Genomic DNA, 16702 nt, shown 5'->3' on the forward strand with positions numbered 1-16702 from the left:
CCCACGACCGGTCAATCTCTTCGGCACACTTGACCGCGACCGAGAGTGCTTTGGCGACAGGCGCCGGATTCGTTGCAAACCGCTGTGCGATGGAGGAGGTTGGAGCGGGAGAACCTGAGAATGACACGCGAGAACACCGAAGCGAACGTCGATTCGTCGGACCCAGCCAGTAGCCACGCTACGGGATCGAACGGCGCGAAGCCGACGTGGACGGACGAAGCCGGTACGGGTGCGGAGGCCGATTCAGCAGGGGTCGATAAGACCCCTCCATCGGAACCGGCGCCGGCCAAATCGGTCGGCCCTGTCTCGTTCGGCTGGGCTGGCTTCCGTCGGGGATTCACGACAGGACTCCCCGTCGCGATCGGCGTCGCGGGGTACGGCGTCGCCTTCGGAATGCTCGCCGATCGTGCGGGACTGAGTGTCGGTGAGGCGGCGCTGATGAGTGCGACGGTACTCGCCGGCGCCTCTCAGATGGTGGCCGTCGAACTGTGGTCGGAGCCGATTCCCGTCGCGACCATCATGCTCGCGACGGTCGCGATCAATCTCCGGTACTCGATCATGGGCGCCGCGCTGGAACCGTGGTTCCGGTCGCTCTCGCCAGGGCAGGCCTACGGGAGTCTGTTCTTCATGGCGGACGAGAACTGGGCGCTGACGATGGGTGACCTCACGTCTGGCAGCGGGCGGGGTGCGTTCTTGATCGGCAGCGGGGTCGTCCTGTGGCTCTGGTGGGTCGCTGCGACGATTCTGGGGGTGGTCGCCGGCGGAGCCATCGGGTCTCCCGAACGCTACGGGCTCGATTTCGTCCTCGCCGCCGTGTTCGTCGCGCTCGCCGTCGACCTCTGGGACGGGCGGTCGAGTCTCCTGCCGTGGGCCGTCGCGCTGGGCGTCGCCGTCGTCGCCGCCGAAACCCTGTCCGGCCAGTGGTACATCATTGCCGGCGGGGGAGCCGCCGCGATCGTGGAGGTGCTCCGCCACGATGGCTGAACTCGGTATAGATCCGTTCGTCGCCGGCGTCGTCCTCGCGATGGCCGTCGCCACGTTCGCGACCAAAATCGGCGGGCTCTGGATACTCAGTCGAGTCGAGGTGAGCGACCGCGTCGAGGCCGGCCTCTCGGTCCTCCCGGGTGCGATCGTCGTCTCGATCCTCGGCCCGGAGCTGGTCGACGGCGGCCCGGCCGAGTGGGCGGCCGCCGGCGTCGTCGCGTTCGTGGCCTGGCGCACGAATCGCTTACTCGTCGCCCTCCTCGCGGGACTCGTCGCCGTCGTCGGATTCAGAGCGCTGCTGTGAGTGGTGTGTACCCGTCTGGCGACGAGCGTTCAGGGAGCGAACGCAATTGCCTTTGGTCCGTCTCCCCTCGACTCGACCATCTATCGATGGCAACGTACGATCTCTCTCACCGAATTCGCGACTCCATGCCCGTGTACCCGGGCGATCCAGCCGTCGAGTGCCACCCACTGGCGACGGTCGACGGGGACGGCTACCGGACGGCGGAACTGACGCTGTCGACCCATGCCGGGACGCACGTCGACGCGCCGGCGCACCTGCTCGAGAACGGTCGGTCGATCGACGAGTACGACCTCGAAACGTTCCGATTCACCGCGGTCGTCCTCGACTGTACGGGGCTCGATTCACGAACAGCGATAGACACGACCCACGTGCAGACTGCATCCGAGACGTGGACACGCGACGCAGTCGACCTCGTCTTACTCCGGACGGGGTGGGACAACCACTGGGGATCCGAGACGTACCACGACCATCCCTACGTGACCGCCGACGCGGCGACGATACTTGCGGATGCGGACGTTCACCTCGGTCTCGATACGTCGAACGTGGACCCGACGCCAACCCAACGAGGCGGCAATTACGAACCTGACGGGTACCCAGCTCACCACGCACTGTTCGAACAGGATCGAATGATCCTCGAGAACCTGCGCGGACTCGACCGACTGCCGACTGACGACACGTTCGAGGTGTGTGCCTATCCACTGTCGATCGATGCTCCCGATGGCGCGCCGGTGCGGGCCGTGGCGATCGTCTGACCGTCCGTGGGCTCACGTGTAAGCGCCTGATCTGGACTGTGGCGCTTCTGTCCGTCCTTCTTGGGACCAGCTCTCTCGTCCTTCCGGTCCCGTCATCCCTATACACGTTCGGCGACTAGCGTGGGTATGGAACGCGCAACGTTCGGCGGCGGGTGTTTCTGGTGTATCGAGGGTGCCTTCGAGCAACTCGCGGGTGTGGACTCGGTCACCTCCGGTTACGCCGGCGGTCACACGGAGGAGCCGACGTACGAGGAAGTCTGCTCCGGCGAGACTGGCCACGCCGAAGTGATCCAGGTCGCCTACGACCCGGACGTCGTCGGCTACGAGGACCTGCTGGAAGTCTTCTTCACGGTACACGACCCGACGCAACTGAACCGACAGGGTCCCGACGTGGGCACGCAGTACCGATCGATCGTCCTGACTCACGGCGACCGACAGGACTCTCTCGTGCGGGCGTTCGTCGCTGAACTCGAGGAACAGGACCTCTACGACGACGAGATCGTCACCGAAATCGAACAGCTTGATACCTTTTACGAAGCCGAAGCGCACCACCAGAATTACTTCGAGAAGAACCCGAACGATGCGTACTGCCGGATGCATGCGGCGCCGAAACTCGAGAAAGTCCGCGAACAGTTTGCTGATCGCGTCGAACCCGAGCTGCAGCCGTAGGCCCATCGGTCGTCGGCTGGACTCGTTGCGTCCGTAGCCACTCCATTCGTCTCTCGGGCCAGCTGCGGCCGTTTGCTCAGCGTTCGGCTCTCTATTTCCCCCATTCCGGCTCTCACCGCCTTCCGTGCCGGTTCCAACAAGGATACGTACGACTGTTCCGTCTCTTTACCCGTGAACCTGGAGTCTATCTCGCTCGGAAACCACGAATTCGAGGGCAAGAACAACGCCTACCTCCTCGAATCGGCCGGAGAGACGGCGTTGATCGACACCGGCATCCACCGGCCGGACATCCGCGATCAGCTCGAGTCGGGCCTCGCCGAGCACGGGCGGTCGGTGGCGGATATCGATGCGGTGTTGCTCACGCACCATCACATCGATCACGCCGCCCTGGCCGGCCCCATCGCGGACGAGAGTGGCGCGACGATCTACGTGCACGCCGACGCCGCTCCGATGGTCGCCCGCGACCCGGACGCCCACGCAGCGTACGACGAGTTGCAGGAGCGTCGGTTCGAGGAGTGGGGAATGCCCGCGTCGAAACGCGAGGAACTACGGTCGTTCTTCGACGCCGTGCCTCCGATCGACGGCCCCGACGAGATGACCACGATCGCGGATGGCGACGAGATACAGGTTGGCGACGTCTCGATCACCGTCACCCACGCCCCGGGCCACTCGGCCGGCCACTGTACGTTCGCGTTCGAGCATAATGGCGACCGCGAGGCATTCGTCGGGGACGTCCTCCTCCCCGTGTACACCCCGAACGTCGGCGGTGCGGACCTTCGGCTCGATAATCCCCTCGAACACTACGTCGGGTCCATCACGGCCATCATCGACGCCGATTACGATCGCGTCTGGCCCGGTCATCGAGACGTCATCGAGGACCCCGAAGATCGGGCTCGAACGATCCTCGAACACCACCACGAGCGCACGGACAACGTCCTGGAAGCGCTTCGCTCCGAGGGGCCGGCGACCGCCTGGGAAGTGAGTGCAACCCTGTTCGGATCGCTCGAGGCGATTCACATCCTCCACGGGCCAGGTGAAGCGTTCGCTCACCTGGATCATCTAGACCGAGCCGGTGTGGTCGATCGGATTGACGGGAAGTATCGGTTGCTCGACGAAGACGCTGCCGCGGCGGACGTGCTTCCAGCGTACTGATCGCTTTCCGATATCGGCTGGCATCCCCATTGTGAATCCTGTCCGCTCGCCACACTGGCCAGCATCCCCACCGTTTAACCCGTCCGTGGCCGACCGGTCGAGCATGGAACGCGTGGCGATCATCGGTGCGTCGATGACGCAGTTCGGAAACCGGTCGGCCTGGATCAGAGAGTTACTGGCCGAGGCGGGGCACTCGTGCCTGACGTCCGCCGGTGTCGATCCGAACGCCGTCGACCACCTCTACGTGTCGAACATGGCTGCCGGCGAGTTCGAGGGACAGACGGGGGTATCGAACGCGCTCGCCCACGATCTGGGTGCCCTGCCGGCCTATACTGAACGCGTCGATCAGACGAGTGCGAGCGGCGGTGCTGGTATCTACGCCGCCTGGCGATCGATCGCGAGCGGTGCGAGCGACATGACGTTGCTGGTCGGCGGTGAGAAGATGACCCATCGATCGACGGCGGAGGCGACCGACGTCATCGCCTCGCTCACGCATCCCGTCGAGTACAAACACGGATTGACGCTTCCGTCGTTCGCAGGGTTGACAGCGCGACGCTACCTGGACCGGTACGATGCGCCGCGGGAATCGCTGGCGTCGGTCGCCGCCAAGAACCATCGAAACGGCGTCGACAATCCGAAGGCCCAGTTTCAGAAGGCGGTGTCGAAAGAGACGATTCTCGAGTCTCCGATCGTCGCCGACCCGCTCCGCCTGTACGATTTCTGTCCGATCACCGACGGCTCTGCAGCGCTGCTGTTCTGTCCGGAATCAGTCGCTCGGGAGTACGCGGACGAGTACGTCGTGGTGGCCGGCGTCGACGGCGCGACGGACACGCACGTCGTTCACGAACGGCCGGACCCGACGTGGATGGGGGCGGTGGCCGAGAGCGCGCGTGGTGCGTTCGACATGAGCGGCTACGGACCCGACGACGTCGACGTCGCCGAACTACACGACATGTTCACGATTCTCGAACTCCTCCAGCTGGAAGCGCTCGGCTTCGCTGACCGCGGGACGGCGTGGCAACTCGCCGAGGAGGGTTACACGGATCGTGATGGCGGTGAACTTCCGGTCAACACCTCCGGTGGGCTGAAGTCGAAAGGGCATCCACTGGGTGCCAGCGGCGTCGCACAGGCGGTCGAAGTGTACGAACAGCTCCTCGGAGACGCGGGGCCACGACAGGTTTCGGCGGACGTCGGCCTGTGCTGTAACGTCGGCGGGTTCGGTAACTGCGTCACGACATCGGTTCTGGAGGTGGGCGCATGAGCGACGCTGACTCGACGGATGACACCCCACCGATGGAAGCGGTTCGCTACGACGATGGGACGATCACGTATCCAGGCCATCCCGTCGGCCCGGACGGCGGCGACCCGATCGAATCGATCGACCTGAGCGAGTATACGGCCGAAGTCCTCACCTGGACAACGAATACGGCTCCTCCGCCGGGCGTCCGCGAACCGAACACACTCGCTATCGTCGAATTCACCGTCGACGGCGAATGGGTGAGGGCGATCGGCCAGGTTGACGGAGACGTCTCGATCGGTCAGACGGTACAACCGGTGTACGTCGACGAACTGCGCGATCCCGAACCCAGCGTGCGAGCACGGGACAGTCAGGATTGGGACGGCTATCGTTTCGAGCCCGTTTCGGAGTGAGAAGAGCGGCTCCACGCTCCACACGGACTTTCCGGGGAGTTACCGATCGACGTCTCCAGGCTCGTCCTCGGCACTGTCGGTGGTCGATTCCTCGGAATCCTGTTTGGCGGGTTCTTGCTCGTCGTCGTTCGAACCGGATTCGTCGTGCGAACCGCTTCCAGCGTCCGCTCCGTCATCGACGGCCGATTGTCCATCAGTTACCGAGTCGCTATCGACAGTTGGGTCGTCCGTTTGGCCCGGCGGACCGGACTGTTCACCGTCGTGTGTGTCGTCCGTGCCAGCTCGGGGATCGGGTTCGGCCCCCGTGCCGTACTGGTCCTTGAGGGTACGGAGTTCTGCATCGACGTCGACGTGATCGGCAGCTGATCTCGTCGATCCCGTACTCGGCCGTCCGCCAATTCCTTCTGCGCTACCGGTCGTGTCGCCGTCACCGTCGTCGATCTCGATTCGGTAGCCGTCGTCTCGGCTGGAGCTGTCGTCAGTCTGTGGCGCAATCGTCCGATCGATCTCCTCGTAGATCGATCGGGTCCGGTCGAGCAGGGCCTGTGTCTCTTCGTCGGTGTCACCGAGTCGGGCCTGAATCGCATCGATGGTCGTTCCAAGTTGGTCGACCATGCCGTCGGTATCTGGACGCCGAGTGCGCCCCTTTCTGATCGACGAGCGTATTCGGCCCTCCGCCTGGTTCCCGCGGCGAACGAGTCGTGACCCCCGTTGCATCGCCTTGAGCGCCCGTATCTGTGCTTCGAGGAGCGTAATCAGCGTTGGAATTGCCAGTTCGTCCGTCACTCGAAGCAGGTCGCTCATTGAAGGTGGCCTCACGGATCGGCCACGTGGACGGTCGTCGATGGCATCACTCAGATCGCGGATCGCGTCCGCAAGATCCTCGAGTGCCGCCGTGCGTTTGTCTCGGCTCATGGCTATCGACTCGGACTCGACGCGAATAAAGGTAATCCGTGCGACACCCGCTCTTTCTTCTGCTCCTGTGCACTGGTCTCGTAGCCCAAACCCGTCAGTGAACTGGAGACGAACACCTATTCAGTATTACCACTGGATAGTTCTGATGGATGATTTTATGGCCGCAATACTTATTTGTAGTAGTGGCAATACACTGATTGAATGGGAAGCGAGCTTGGGGTTGGCGTTCCGGAGCGTTCCTCCTTCGTCCAGGAACTCGGAGCGTTGAAACGGAACGGGAGTAACGTCCTGCTCGTTGGCGAACCGGCGGCGTCGAGTCACGGGCACGTCTGTTCTCGGTTTCTGGGCGCCAGTGAATCGACCACGCACCGAATCGTCGTTTCCACCGACCGATCCCAAATCCAGGCAGATCGAACCTCGCAGACACAGTATTTGCTCCTCGACCCGGATTCGACGGCGGTCGAGCCGACGACGGAGGACCATCTCACCGCTCTCCCGTCCCTCGGAGTGGTCGGTCGGGAGTTCGTCGATCGCATTGACCAACTCGAATCCAGAACCGATCTCGGGCCGGCATCGCTCCGCGTCTGCGTCAATTCGGTTGCCGAACTGTTAGCTTCGTACGATTCGGAGGTCGTCTTCCGATTGCTACACGTGCTGTCGACCCGAATACGCCGTAGTCGAGGAATGGGCCACTATCATCTCCCGATCGAACGAGAGTCCGAGGCCGTCCGCCTGTTCGAGCCGCTCTTCGATGCCGTCGTGACACTGCGATCGACCGGGGATACCATCGAACATCGCTGGGACCTTCGCGATAGCGAGACGGCGACGGAGTGGCTGCCGTTGTGATCGACCAGTACAGCTGAGATCCCGGCAACTACGGTGGAGTAGGTCGCCAGTGTGGGCGGTTTCAGTCCCGTTTTCTCGGGTTCTACCACAGTGATGGAAATAGCGGTACAGACGGATACCGGCGAGAACCCCGTCGAACGGCACGAATACGGACGCCTCGAGCGTCGATTTAGGGCTCGATACGGCAACAAACACTATACGTCGAACGGCCGATTCCAGTATCGAATACAGATGGTCGCAGTCGACGCACAAATTCTCGGCGGCGTTGCGGTAACGGTGTTGCTCGCCCTCTTGTTCTTCGGTGTGGTCGTCCTCTGGGATGTCGCGCTCGCCATCCGTGGTGTGGCGGACAAGATCGACAAACTGGAAGATACAGTCGACGACGATCTCACCGAGATGGAACGAGCCGTCTCCGGCGCTTCCGGAGGCGGCGGACCCCAGGTCCACCTGAGCGGGGGCGGAACGATCACATCCGGTGGGTCTTCAGGGGCGCAGGCGGGGCCGCACCCGTCTTCCCGCCCTGACAATCCGGCCGGGGACCCTGCAACTGATCGTCGCTCTCCACGTACTGAAAGAACCCACTCAGAACACGCAGACGTGACTCGAGCCGATGCGTCTTCGACTGCGAGTGACCAGTCTGAACCGAGTGATGCGACCGAGCGCGAGTCTCACGGCCGAACCGATGCCGAACGGCAACGGTCGAGACAATCGGTCGGCGCCGATCCGACGCCCGTTCGGAGTGCTGCCGAAACCGCTGCGTGGTCGGATGCGGAGGAAGTCGCGAACGCGGAGACGGGTTCTGCCGACGAAGGGTCGACTGCGTCTACCGATGGCACCCCTAACAGAGGCGATTCGACGCCGAACAGCGGCCGATTTATCACGTCGCCGGATCGAACGCCCTGGTATCGAACCCGCATCGATTGGGACGCCGTCGTCGACGGTCGATCGCCCATTGCCGGGGAACTCGAGGCCGGAAACGTCGAACCGACACCGACGGATACTGATGGAGACGAGACGGACCCATCCGACGAACCGATCGTCGTCGATCCCGATGGAGCAGCCACGACGGAGGCGACACCCCGTGACTCGCAGGAAGCCAACGATTGGGACGATGATGCATCCGGGGAGAGCGACGGTACAGACGGACTCGAAGCGGAGGACGATAGAACCGACGAGCCATCGTCACCCGACGGCAACGCCGAAGCGTCACCCAAGGACGATGCTGACACCAAGATCGATGCTGCAGGTGAACGGGCCGATTCAGCGTCGTCGACAGCGGAATCGTCCACTTCCGGCGAAGCGGAATCGGCGGAAACGAGCGACTCGGAGACGGAGACGCTGGATTCGATCACGACGGAGCCCGCCAAAACCGAGACTGACGGTGACGATGTGGACGTGATCGGAACTGGCGGAGACGACGTCGGCGAGGACGACTTCGATTTCGGAGCCACTGGAACCGATGAGTCACATCCAGCGACTGATGAGATCGAACCGTCCGACGACGAAGCCGCGGCGGAGGAGTCAACGACCGCCGTGGAACCGGTTCCTTCCGAGAGTGATACTGTCGAAGCAGTTGACGGCGAGGCGGACGATCAGCTGGACGAGGCCGAGGCTACTGATGCCCAATCGGGGGAGATCGATGAGACGCCAGATATGGAGTTTACGTTCGAGGAGTTTTCCCCGGACGACACGTCGGAGCCGTCTCTCACGGTAGACGATGCCGTCGAAGCGGTCAACGAGTCGAACCCCTCGCTCTCTCGGTCCGCTCATGGAGTGACGTCCAGTGCGGAGAAAGACGACGATGGTGTCGTCCTCGTGTACGATCTGGAGACGGCCGATGCGGGGCAATCCACGAAGCGTCTACTCACGTATCAACTCCAGAGTTTCGCCAACGAGAGCGACGTGGACGTCGACGTGTCCGTTGCGGGCAACCGGATCGTCGTCGATATTCCCGACGCCGAGGGAACTGACGTCTCCCAGTGGGAGGCAGCGATCGTCGAAGTGATCGATCGAACCTTGTATCTCTCCGACAGCAACTAGTCCCAGATCCGTCCAGGACAGTTCGATCCGAAGCGAGTTCCTTTTTGCCGCAGCCGATCCAGAACGGCTGTGCGTATCGAAAACAGTTTCAATCCAGTTCGTGGCGTCGGCGAAAAGACGGAACGGAAACTGTGGGAGGCCGGCGTCACGCACTGGGAGGCGTTCGACGGGTCGGTCGTCGGACAGACGCTGTCCGATCGGATCGAGTCGTTCATCGAGACCGCCCAGGAACGACTCGACCGGGGTGCCTACGACTTCTTCGCCGAGTGCGTGCCGGCGAACTCCCACTGGCGACTGTTCGAAAACGCCGGTTCCGAGGCGTGCTACCTCGACATCGAGACGACCGGATTGAGTCGGGAACGCAACGTGGTTACGACCGTCTCGCTCTATCAGAACGGCACCGCGGAAACCCTCGTTCGTGGCGATGACCTGACAGCCGACCGGCTCGCTGCCCGCCTCGACTCCGTGCCGTTGCTAGTGACTTTCAACGGCCGTCGATTCGACGTCCCGTTTCTCGAGTACAATTTCGATCTCGATCTCACACTGCCGCACATGGACCTCTACTCGGCGTGTCGGACCGTCGGACTTACCGGTGGGCTCTCCGAGGTCGAACGCTCCCTCGGCATCGAGCGGGATCGGCCGGACATCTCCGGCCGTGACGCCGTTCGCCTCTGGCACGAGTACGAACGAGGGAGCGAGTCAGCACTCGAGACGCTCGTCGAGTACAATCAGGCCGACACGATCAATCTCGAACCGATCGCGACCGAAGTGACGACTCGACTCGACGAAACGATCTTCCGCGACGCTTACTCGACGACGGACTAGTCCTCAGCCGAGAGTCGATCGTGTCGAACCCGATTACTCTGGGACCGGGTCGGAGACGGATACCGACCCATCGCTGGTGACGGTGACGTCGTACCCACAGAACTCGAATTGAACCGATCCTGGCGTTGCATCGTCGTCGTACGAGAACAATGCCTCCAGTGCATCGGGATTACACACGTGATAGAGCGCTTCGTACTCCGGCGGCCGGATGGCCGTCGGGTCCACGCCTTCCGCGTTCGCAATCGCACTGACGATCGAGACGCTCAGTGACTCCTCCACCCCCGCTGATCGATCCGCTGAAACCAGCATTGCATCGAACGAGCCCATCGTCACTCATAAAGGTAACGGGATCGTCCAATTATATCCCATAATACGTTAAATTACACACTTCTGGACTGTCTTAGAGGATTGAGTAAACGGAAGAACTTCGCTCCAGTCGTATCGGCTGATGAGCCGTATGGATTCGACAGTCGATTCGAGGCTGCTCCGTTCAACTGGCTGACTACGAGGGGAGAGTAGCTTTGAACGTAATATCCGAAGCCAGGGGTGGGATTTGAACCCACGAAGTCTCGATTACAAGTCGAGTGCATGAACCGCCCATGCTCCCCTGGCGCGTTTTCGGTCGCCACTCCGGGCTTAGCCGTCACCCTTTGAGTGTGTATCGTTTTTCTCTCGCGCTGGAAGGGGTCGCTCCATGATCCGACGGCTCGATTCGTAGTCGTGGTCGCGATAGAATCGGCGGGCTGCCTCGTTGTCCTCCAGAACTTCGAGTCGGCAGACGTCGGCCCCGCGTTCGGCGAGTTCGGTTTCGGCTGCATCGAGCAACGCTGTCCCGATCCCTTCGTTGCGGTGTGCCGGATCGATCCAGATATTCGTGAGGAGGCCACGCGTTGGGTCGACGGCGATCGTCTCGGTCTCGACGGTGAACGTCACGAAGCCAACGATCTCTCCGGCCAGTCTCGCGACGAGGAGGCCGTTCGCGACCTGTTGTGCCGACAGGATCTGACGCATCGGTCCACGATTCTCGTCGACGCGGACCGCAGAGCCGTGTTCGCGTTGTTCGTCGGCCAGTCGGAGCCAGCACTGGAGGACCTCGTCGACGTCTCCTCCGGACGCACATTCGACGACTGGCTCAGGATTCTGGGGCATTGTCGAGGGCCTCGACGGCGGGCAAGGTGTCGCCGGTGAGTAGCGCGAGTGCTGCCCCGCCACCGGTACTCACGTGCGTGAACCCGTCGATTCCGAGGGCGTTCATCGCCGACGCCGTGTCACCGCCCCCGACGATGCTCGTCGCGACGGTGGCAGCGGCCCGGTACAGTGACTGAGTTCCCTCGGCGAACGTCTCGTTCTCGTAGACGCCGGCGGGCCCGTTGAGGACGACAGTCTCCGATTCGTCGAGGATCGCCTCGTACGCTTCGAGCGTCTCCGTGCCGACGTCCATCGCTGGCTCGTCGTCAGCCGGCGGCAGCTCGTCGACAGGGAGTTCGATCCGGTCGCCGTTGCGTTCGACGGCCACGTCGCGTGGGTACTCGATCCGATCGCCGTACTCCTCGAGGAGAGCGGCCGCGCGGTCGATCTCGTCCCAGTAGTCCTGGTCGTAGATGAAATCGGTGCTCGCCTTCCCGACATCGTGATCGTCGGCGATGAGAAAGACGTTGCCCACGACACCCGCAGTGAGGACCGTATCGGCGAGATCTCGATCGAGCACGTCACGGGCGGCGTCGATCGAACCCGACACTTTCGCGCCGCCGAGGACGTAGGTTCGTGGGCGTGTCGTCGATTCGATGTCGTCTAAGACAGCGAGTTCCCGTTCCATGACCTGACCGGCGTAGCTCGGAAGGTCGTGCGGGAATCCAACGATCGAGGGCTGGGATCGGTGGGCTGCGGCGAAGGCGTCGTTGACGTAGACGTCGAGGACCGGCGCGAGTCGCTCGACGAGATGCGTCGCCGCCGCGTCGGCCGAGTCGAACTCCATGTACTCCTCGCTGTAGAACCGGGTGTTCTCGAGGACGACACACGAACCGTCCGCGAGATCGGCGATGGCGGCTCTGGCTGACGCGCCGTGGGTCTCGTCGACGTACTCGACCGGTGCGTCGAGGAGTTCGTTCAGCCGATCAGCGTGTGGTTCGAGTGTGGTAAACGAGTCACCGCCCGGGCGGCCCTGGTGTGCGAGGAGCGCGACGCGAGCGCCGTGATCGAGGAGCGACCGGATGGTTCCGACGTGGGCCCGGATGCGAGAATCGTCGAGCAGACGGCCGTCCGCGTCGACCGGACTGTTGATGTCGACACGGAGCCCGACGACGGTCCCCGCTGCGTCGAGATCGTCGAGGGTGGCAATCATTATACGGAGGTCCACTGACCGTCCCAAAAGGTCTTTCTATCGGACGCATTCGCGGCGGCTCAGACCGACCGGCAATCGGTACAGACGAGTTGTCCGTTTCGTTCCCAGAGCGAGTCGGCGAGGGATCCACAGACCTCACAGATACTCTGGGTCGTGTACTCGGTCCCGCCGTTCGTCTCCGCCTGGACCGCGCCCGACTCGGGCGTCGCCATCGTCCGGAGCTCGGCCTCGTCGATGGTCGTCGCACCGGTAAACGAGCCCGCCGCGGTGATGACGTCTCGCTGGGTCAACACGCCGACGATCCCGTCGCCGTCCTCGACGACCAGATTTCTGATCTCGTCACGCGCCATGACGTCCGCGGCGTCGGTGAGCGAGTGATCCGGCGGGATCGAGATCACCGGTGACGACATCACGGATCCGACGGTCACGGACGACGGATCGGCTCCGTCTTCGACGACGCCCAGGACGTCCCACTCTGTCATGATTCCGATCGCACTCGATCCGCGGACCACGAGCACCGAACCCGCTCGCTCGGCTCGCATGAGTTCGACGGCACCGCGCACGCTATCGGACTCACTGACACCCACGTAGGACGTCGTCAGAACGTCTTTGACCGACACCTCCGGTTCCATGTGATGGCCTAACACGCAGTCCCCCTAAAACCTAGCCCCGTTACGCTTATTCCGCCGTGTTGTCTACTTTTCTGAGCCACAATCCGGCCGTTTCGTGCGAGAAAACCGGTGTTCAATGACGGAAATCAGTGTGGCGGTCTCTCGATGGTGGCAGTCCTGATTCGGCACCCGAATACCGCCGTCGACATCTCAGTTCATCGAACCGAAGTGGATCCGTCCCTATTTCCACGCGAGATCGAGGATCGATCCAGTTGCCCGGCAGTGTTCGAGCGCGTGTTTCGCGTCCATTCCGGCGACGTGTGCGGTTTTCCCTCGGCCGACACCGACGCGTAATTCGACGCCGACTGCCGACTCGACGTGATCGATCGCATCCTCGTAGGCCGCCCGATCGAGCGTTGGGCAGACGGCGATGATGTTGTCGCCGCCGACGAAGAACGAGAGGCTGTCGTGGGCCGAGCGCATGTATCGCATCAGTTCGGCGTACCCCTGCTCGATTTCGATGAAGCTGTCGAAGGCGTTGAGTTCGTCCGTGTACTCGCCGGTGGCGTCGACGACGTCGAAGTGGGCGATCTGGACGTCCGATTCGGTTCGATGGGCGTCGTCGACGATCCGCCCGTCGAGCACGTTTCGGCGGTCTGCGTCCTGGGCACTGCCGGCGTCCTGAATGAGTGCTGTCGCGTCGGAGAGCGCCTGAATCGGCGTCTGCCCGGTTGCGATACCGAGGCTGACGGTCACCGGGTACCGGTTGTTTATCGACTCCTGAAGCAACCGGTGGTCGTCGATGTCGAGTCCGTTCGTCACGCCGACCATGTTGTCGAAGCGGGTGAAGAACACGTAGCCGTCTCGGGCGCCGACGAACTGCGAGACGTCGGCATAGAGGCGGGACTGTAAGGTCTGGAGATCCGCTTCGCGGCGCGGTTCGGGCGTGACCGTCCACGGCCCGTAGTTGTCGATCTGAAGGAGTGTCACCTGCGTGTTCGTCACGATACCTGAACGAAATCACCACCATCGGATAAGTGATACGCAATCCAGATCTGATATGGGGTGGGATCTGAGAGTGGGTACTGTCCGAGCTGGGATGGGCGACGACGGTGTAGACGCCGCGGGAAAATGGGGTCGCCGCGATTTACGGGGGGAGTGGGGTCGCCGCGAGATTACGCGGGGTTGTGTTCCGGGTTCGCTCCCTTCGGGTGGTACTCCCAGAAGTCACCGGAACGCATCGCGTCGCCGACGGCTTTGTGCATGTCGACGATCGTCTCGAACTCGTCGGGTTCGACGTGCTCGAAAATGTCGGCGAGTGCGACGACACGACGGTGGTTGATACGGATCGGTTCGTCACCGTGTTCGGCAACGAACTCGTCTCGGTCAAGCGGGAAGTCTTCGTCTTCGTCGACTTTCTTGGCGATGACGGCCATATCGTACTTGCGACCGCCCTCGCTTCCGTCCTCGCCGTCGGGGTCGTGCGGCCAGTCCATACCGGTGCTCTCGTCGGTGGGTGCAAAAACGTTACTCACGCCACATCTATCAGTTGGGATACACTCTGGTGCGGTGCTAGCGGCCGCACAGTCGAATTCTTCGTCAGAGAGTCACTCGTCGATGGCCTGTTCCTGTGCGGCGAGTTCGGCCAGGATCTCTTCTCGGTGTTCGTCGAGGATCGGGGCGCGTCCCCGGGGTACGGGATTCGTCTCGCTCATCTTGATCGCGCTGCCGGCGATGCGAACGGACTCGTCTGCACCGGGTTGTTCGACCTCGTAGAGCATGTCTCGGTCGTGGACGTGGTCGTCAGCGAAGATGGCTTCGGTGTCCTGGACGGGAGCGACTGGAACGTCACCCTCGAGCCGGTCGATGACGTCGGCCGTCTCGTGCTCGCGCATCCAGGCGGCGATCTCGTCGTAGAGAGTCTCACGGTGTTCCAGGCGAGCTGCTGGAGTCGCATACTCCTCGGCGAGGCCAGGCTTGTCGATGGCCGCACAGAACGCTCGCCAGTGGTTGGTGCCGAACGCGGAGACCACGACGTAGCCGTCCGCGACCTCGTAGGCATTGTACGGGAAGAGTGTCGGATGGGCGTTGCCACAGCGAGTCGGCGCCTCACCCTCGTAGGACTGGAGGTAGATCGCCCGCTCGGTCATACTGAGCATCGAGTCGTACATCGCCGTATCGACGTACTGGCCCTCACCGGTCCGGTCGCGGTGGTGGAGCGCGCCGAGGATGCCGATGCAGTTGAGCGTCGCCGTGAACAGGTCCCCGATGCCGGGCCCGACCTTCATCGGTGGCCCGTTCGCCTCGCCCGTGATCTCCATCACACCGCCGAGTGCCTGCGCGATGATGTCGAACGCTGGCTGTCCTTGCCGATCGGTCTCGCCCGTCCGTGGATCGCCGAAGCCGCGAATCGACGCGTAGATCAGTTCGGGATTGCGTTCGGCGAGGCGTTCGTACGACAGATCGAACGACTCCATCGTGCCCGCGCGATAGTTCTCGACGACGACGTCGGCCGATTCGACGAGGTCCAGGAACGTGTCGCGGTCGTCCCCGGCGAGGTCGAGTTCGATACTTCGCTTTCCACGATTGACGCTCTGGAAGTAGCCACCGTACGGTTCGGCGTCCGGATCGTCGACGTACGGCGGATTGGATCGGATGAGATCGCCGCCCGGCCGTTCGATCTTGACGACGTCCGCACCCATATCGGCGAGTAACATCGTACAGTACGGCCCCGCAAGCACCTGCGTCAGGTCCAACACGCGCACGTCCGAGAGTGCTCCCATGCCCCGCCGTAACTCGAAGACCGGGTTAACGTTTTCTACCGGATCCCGGCTGTGCCACTCTCAGCTCGAACCCATGTCACAGGAACCCATACAAAGGCGTATAAGGACTATTATCATGATAAATCATTACCTTTAAGCCCCAATCTATCATGGTTCTGCATCCATGCCGACAACAGTCGTCCTCGGGGTGATCGGCTCCGACGCGCACGTGGTTGGCGTCACGATACTCGAACGAGCGCTCGACGCAGCTGGGTTCGAGGTGGTCAACCTCGGCGTCCAGACCGAGCAGGCGGAGTTCGTGGCGGCCGCGACCGACCACGACGCGGACGCGATCCTCGTCTCGTCGCTGTACGGACACGCCCAGCAGGACTGCACCGGCTTCCACGACCGCCTCGAGACGGCGGGTGTCGACGCGGTTACCTACATCGGTGGCAACCTCGCCGTCGGCCAGGACGACTTCGCTCAGACGCGTGCGACATTCGAGTCGCTCGGGTTCGATCGCGTCTTCGATCCGGAGACGGATCCGACGGAGGCGATCAACGCCCTTCGGCGCGACCTGAACCTCACGACTGAACCCGATCGCCTCCGGGTGACCTCCTGACCAGATGGTTCGCGACGAACAACTTTCGTCGGACGAACTCGCTACGATAGACGAGTCGATTCGTGCCGAGTGGCCGACGGGCGAGGCAGCTACCGTCGACGACGCCATCGCGTTCCACGAGGGGCTTCCTGCCTCGAAGGAGTTCGCGACCGTCCTCGAGTCCGCCACCGAGCCGCTGTTGCAACCACGGGCCGGGGTCTGTCTCTTATACACATCTCTGAGCGGGCTG

General features: G+C 62.8%; 19 protein-coding genes, 1 tRNA gene and 1 pseudogene. 12 read left to right on the forward strand and 9 right to left on the reverse strand.

Annotated elements, in window-relative coordinates:
- Nucleotides 1-120: 120 nt before the first annotated feature.
- From C479_RS00755 to C479_RS00785, 7 genes are all read left to right on the forward strand, one after another.
- Nucleotides 121-984: an AzlC family ABC transporter permease gene (locus C479_RS00755; RefSeq protein WP_007696412.1), complete on the forward strand. Its 864-nt coding sequence runs from the start codon at nt 121-123 to the stop codon at nt 982-984.
- A complete protein-coding gene (locus C479_RS00760) occupies nt 977-1288 on the forward strand; it encodes an AzlD family protein (RefSeq protein ID WP_007696414.1) in 312 nt (103 codons plus the stop codon). Before C479_RS00755 ends, C479_RS00760 begins: the two co-directional genes overlap by 8 nt.
- Before the next feature lie 86 nt (nt 1289-1374).
- On the forward strand, nt 1375-2040 hold the full coding sequence (locus C479_RS00765; protein WP_007696416.1) for a cyclase family protein: 666 nt from the start codon (nt 1375-1377) through the stop codon (nt 2038-2040).
- Between the two features lie 126 nt (nt 2041-2166).
- Nucleotides 2167-2709, forward strand: a complete 543-nt coding sequence (gene msrA / locus C479_RS00770; protein WP_007696417.1) for a peptide-methionine (S)-S-oxide reductase MsrA — start codon at nt 2167-2169, stop codon at nt 2707-2709.
- A 171-nt stretch (nt 2710-2880) separates the two neighbouring features.
- Nucleotides 2881-3861 (forward strand): MBL fold metallo-hydrolase, encoded by a 981-nt coding sequence (locus C479_RS00775; protein ID WP_007696418.1) that lies wholly within the window; start codon nt 2881-2883, stop codon nt 3859-3861.
- Nucleotides 3862-3964: 103 nt separating this feature from the next.
- The gene (locus C479_RS00780; protein WP_007696419.1) at nt 3965-5122 is read left to right on the forward strand and encodes a thiolase family protein; all 1158 of its coding nucleotides are present in this window, start codon (nt 3965-3967) and stop codon (nt 5120-5122) included.
- On the forward strand, nt 5119-5511 hold the full coding sequence (locus tag C479_RS00785) for a hypothetical protein (protein WP_007696420.1): 393 nt from the start codon (nt 5119-5121) through the stop codon (nt 5509-5511). The genes C479_RS00780 and C479_RS00785 overlap by 4 nt, the downstream gene beginning before the upstream one ends.
- Before the next feature lie 39 nt (nt 5512-5550).
- Here the strand turns inward: C479_RS00785 and C479_RS00790 are convergent, their stop codons facing one another.
- Nucleotides 5551-6426: a DUF7547 family protein gene (locus C479_RS00790; RefSeq protein WP_007696421.1), complete on the reverse strand. Its 876-nt coding sequence runs from the start codon at nt 6424-6426 to the stop codon at nt 5551-5553.
- 201 nt (nt 6427-6627) lie between these two features.
- On the opposite strand from C479_RS00790, the gene C479_RS00795 reads away from it, so the two are divergent.
- The 3 genes from C479_RS00795 to C479_RS00805 all read left to right on the forward strand — a co-directional run bounded on the left by C479_RS00795 (nt 6628) and on the right by C479_RS00805 (nt 10137).
- Nucleotides 6628-7272: a DUF7504 family protein gene (locus tag C479_RS00795; protein ID WP_007696422.1), complete on the forward strand. Its 645-nt coding sequence runs from the start codon at nt 6628-6630 to the stop codon at nt 7270-7272.
- Between the two features lie 231 nt (nt 7273-7503).
- Nucleotides 7504-9312, forward strand: coding sequence for an AAA family ATPase (locus C479_RS00800; RefSeq protein ID WP_152415771.1), 1809 nt, complete (start codon nt 7504-7506; stop codon nt 9310-9312).
- Nucleotides 9313-9381: 69 nt separating this feature from the next.
- Nucleotides 9382-10137, forward strand: coding sequence for a ribonuclease H-like domain-containing protein (locus C479_RS00805; RefSeq protein ID WP_007696426.1), 756 nt, complete (start codon nt 9382-9384; stop codon nt 10135-10137).
- 33 nt (nt 10138-10170) lie between these two features.
- Here C479_RS00805 and C479_RS00810 read toward each other — a convergent pair whose 3' ends face one another.
- From C479_RS00810 to mct, 8 genes are all read right to left on the reverse strand, one after another.
- Nucleotides 10171-10446, reverse strand: coding sequence for a HalOD1 output domain-containing protein (locus tag C479_RS00810; protein WP_007696428.1), 276 nt, complete (start codon nt 10444-10446; stop codon nt 10171-10173).
- 229 nt (nt 10447-10675) lie between these two features.
- Nucleotides 10676-10749 (reverse strand) — tRNA-Thr (locus tag C479_RS00815).
- A gap of 24 nt (nt 10750-10773) precedes the next feature.
- Nucleotides 10774-11286 carry a GNAT family N-acetyltransferase gene (locus C479_RS00820; protein WP_007696430.1) on the reverse strand — a complete coding sequence of 171 codons (513 nt, stop codon included), beginning with the start codon at nt 11284-11286 and terminating at the stop codon, nt 10774-10776.
- Nucleotides 11270-12478 (reverse strand): phosphoglycerate kinase, encoded by a 1209-nt coding sequence (locus C479_RS00825; RefSeq protein WP_007696431.1) that lies wholly within the window; start codon nt 12476-12478, stop codon nt 11270-11272. The genes C479_RS00820 and C479_RS00825 overlap by 17 nt, the downstream gene beginning before the upstream one ends.
- A gap of 59 nt (nt 12479-12537) precedes the next feature.
- Nucleotides 12538-13110, reverse strand: a complete 573-nt coding sequence (locus C479_RS00830) for a CBS domain-containing protein (RefSeq protein WP_007696433.1) — start codon at nt 13108-13110, stop codon at nt 12538-12540.
- 219 nt (nt 13111-13329) lie between these two features.
- The gene (locus C479_RS00835) at nt 13330-14094 is read right to left on the reverse strand and encodes a GTP cyclohydrolase III (RefSeq protein WP_007696435.1); all 765 of its coding nucleotides are present in this window, start codon (nt 14092-14094) and stop codon (nt 13330-13332) included.
- A gap of 170 nt (nt 14095-14264) precedes the next feature.
- The gene (locus tag C479_RS00840) at nt 14265-14585 is read right to left on the reverse strand and encodes a DUF5785 family protein (protein ID WP_007696438.1); all 321 of its coding nucleotides are present in this window, start codon (nt 14583-14585) and stop codon (nt 14265-14267) included.
- A gap of 111 nt (nt 14586-14696) precedes the next feature.
- The gene (gene mct / locus C479_RS00845) at nt 14697-15872 is read right to left on the reverse strand and encodes a succinyl-CoA:mesaconate CoA-transferase (RefSeq protein WP_007696440.1); all 1176 of its coding nucleotides are present in this window, start codon (nt 15870-15872) and stop codon (nt 14697-14699) included.
- A 163-nt stretch (nt 15873-16035) separates the two neighbouring features.
- On the opposite strand from mct, the gene glmS reads away from it, so the two are divergent.
- Both glmS and C479_RS00855 read left to right on the forward strand, forming a co-directional pair.
- Entirely contained in the window at nt 16036-16473 is a 438-nt protein-coding gene (glmS, locus tag C479_RS00850) for a methylaspartate mutase subunit S (protein ID WP_007696442.1), read from the forward strand.
- Between the two features lie 4 nt (nt 16474-16477).
- Nucleotides 16478-16702 (forward strand): annotated as a pseudogene (locus C479_RS00855) (methylaspartate mutase subunit E); the annotation flags it as partial.

The organism is Halovivax asiaticus JCM 14624, from assembly GCF_000337515.1.
GTDB classification, from domain to species: domain Archaea; phylum Halobacteriota; class Halobacteria; order Halobacteriales; family Natrialbaceae; genus Halovivax; species Halovivax asiaticus.

Excerpts from the sequence above, each read along its gene's own strand:
- C479_RS00755 (WP_007696412.1), top strand. The coding sequence starts at position 121 with ATGACACGCGAGAACACCGAAGCGAACGTCGATTCGTCGGACCCAGCC.
- C479_RS00760 (WP_007696414.1), top strand. The coding sequence starts at position 977 with ATGGCTGAACTCGGTATAGATCCGTTCGTCGCCGGCGTCGTCCTCGCG.
- C479_RS00765 (WP_007696416.1), top strand. The coding sequence starts at position 1,375 with ATGGCAACGTACGATCTCTCTCACCGAATTCGCGACTCCATGCCCGTG.
- msrA (WP_007696417.1), top strand. The coding sequence starts at position 2,167 with ATGGAACGCGCAACGTTCGGCGGCGGGTGTTTCTGGTGTATCGAGGGT.
- C479_RS00780 (WP_007696419.1), top strand. The coding sequence starts at position 3,965 with ATGGAACGCGTGGCGATCATCGGTGCGTCGATGACGCAGTTCGGAAAC.
- C479_RS00785 (WP_007696420.1), top strand. The coding sequence starts at position 5,119 with ATGAGCGACGCTGACTCGACGGATGACACCCCACCGATGGAAGCGGTT.
- C479_RS00790 (WP_007696421.1), bottom strand. The coding sequence starts at position 6,426 with ATGAGCCGAGACAAACGCACGGCGGCACTCGAGGATCTTGCGGACGCG.
- C479_RS00795 (WP_007696422.1), top strand. The coding sequence starts at position 6,628 with ATGGGAAGCGAGCTTGGGGTTGGCGTTCCGGAGCGTTCCTCCTTCGTC.
- C479_RS00800 (WP_152415771.1), top strand. The coding sequence starts at position 7,504 with ATGGTCGCAGTCGACGCACAAATTCTCGGCGGCGTTGCGGTAACGGTG.
- C479_RS00810 (WP_007696428.1), bottom strand. The coding sequence starts at position 10,446 with ATGCTGGTTTCAGCGGATCGATCAGCGGGGGTGGAGGAGTCACTGAGC.
- C479_RS00820 (WP_007696430.1), bottom strand. The coding sequence starts at position 11,286 with ATGCCCCAGAATCCTGAGCCAGTCGTCGAATGTGCGTCCGGAGGAGAC.
- C479_RS00825 (WP_007696431.1), bottom strand. The coding sequence starts at position 12,478 with ATGATTGCCACCCTCGACGATCTCGACGCAGCGGGGACCGTCGTCGGG.
- C479_RS00830 (WP_007696433.1), bottom strand. The coding sequence starts at position 13,110 with ATGGAACCGGAGGTGTCGGTCAAAGACGTTCTGACGACGTCCTACGTG.
- C479_RS00840 (WP_007696438.1), bottom strand. The coding sequence starts at position 14,585 with ATGGACTGGCCGCACGACCCCGACGGCGAGGACGGAAGCGAGGGCGGT.
- mct (WP_007696440.1), bottom strand. The coding sequence starts at position 15,872 with ATGGGAGCACTCTCGGACGTGCGCGTGTTGGACCTGACGCAGGTGCTT.
- glmS (WP_007696442.1), top strand. The coding sequence starts at position 16,036 with ATGCCGACAACAGTCGTCCTCGGGGTGATCGGCTCCGACGCGCACGTG.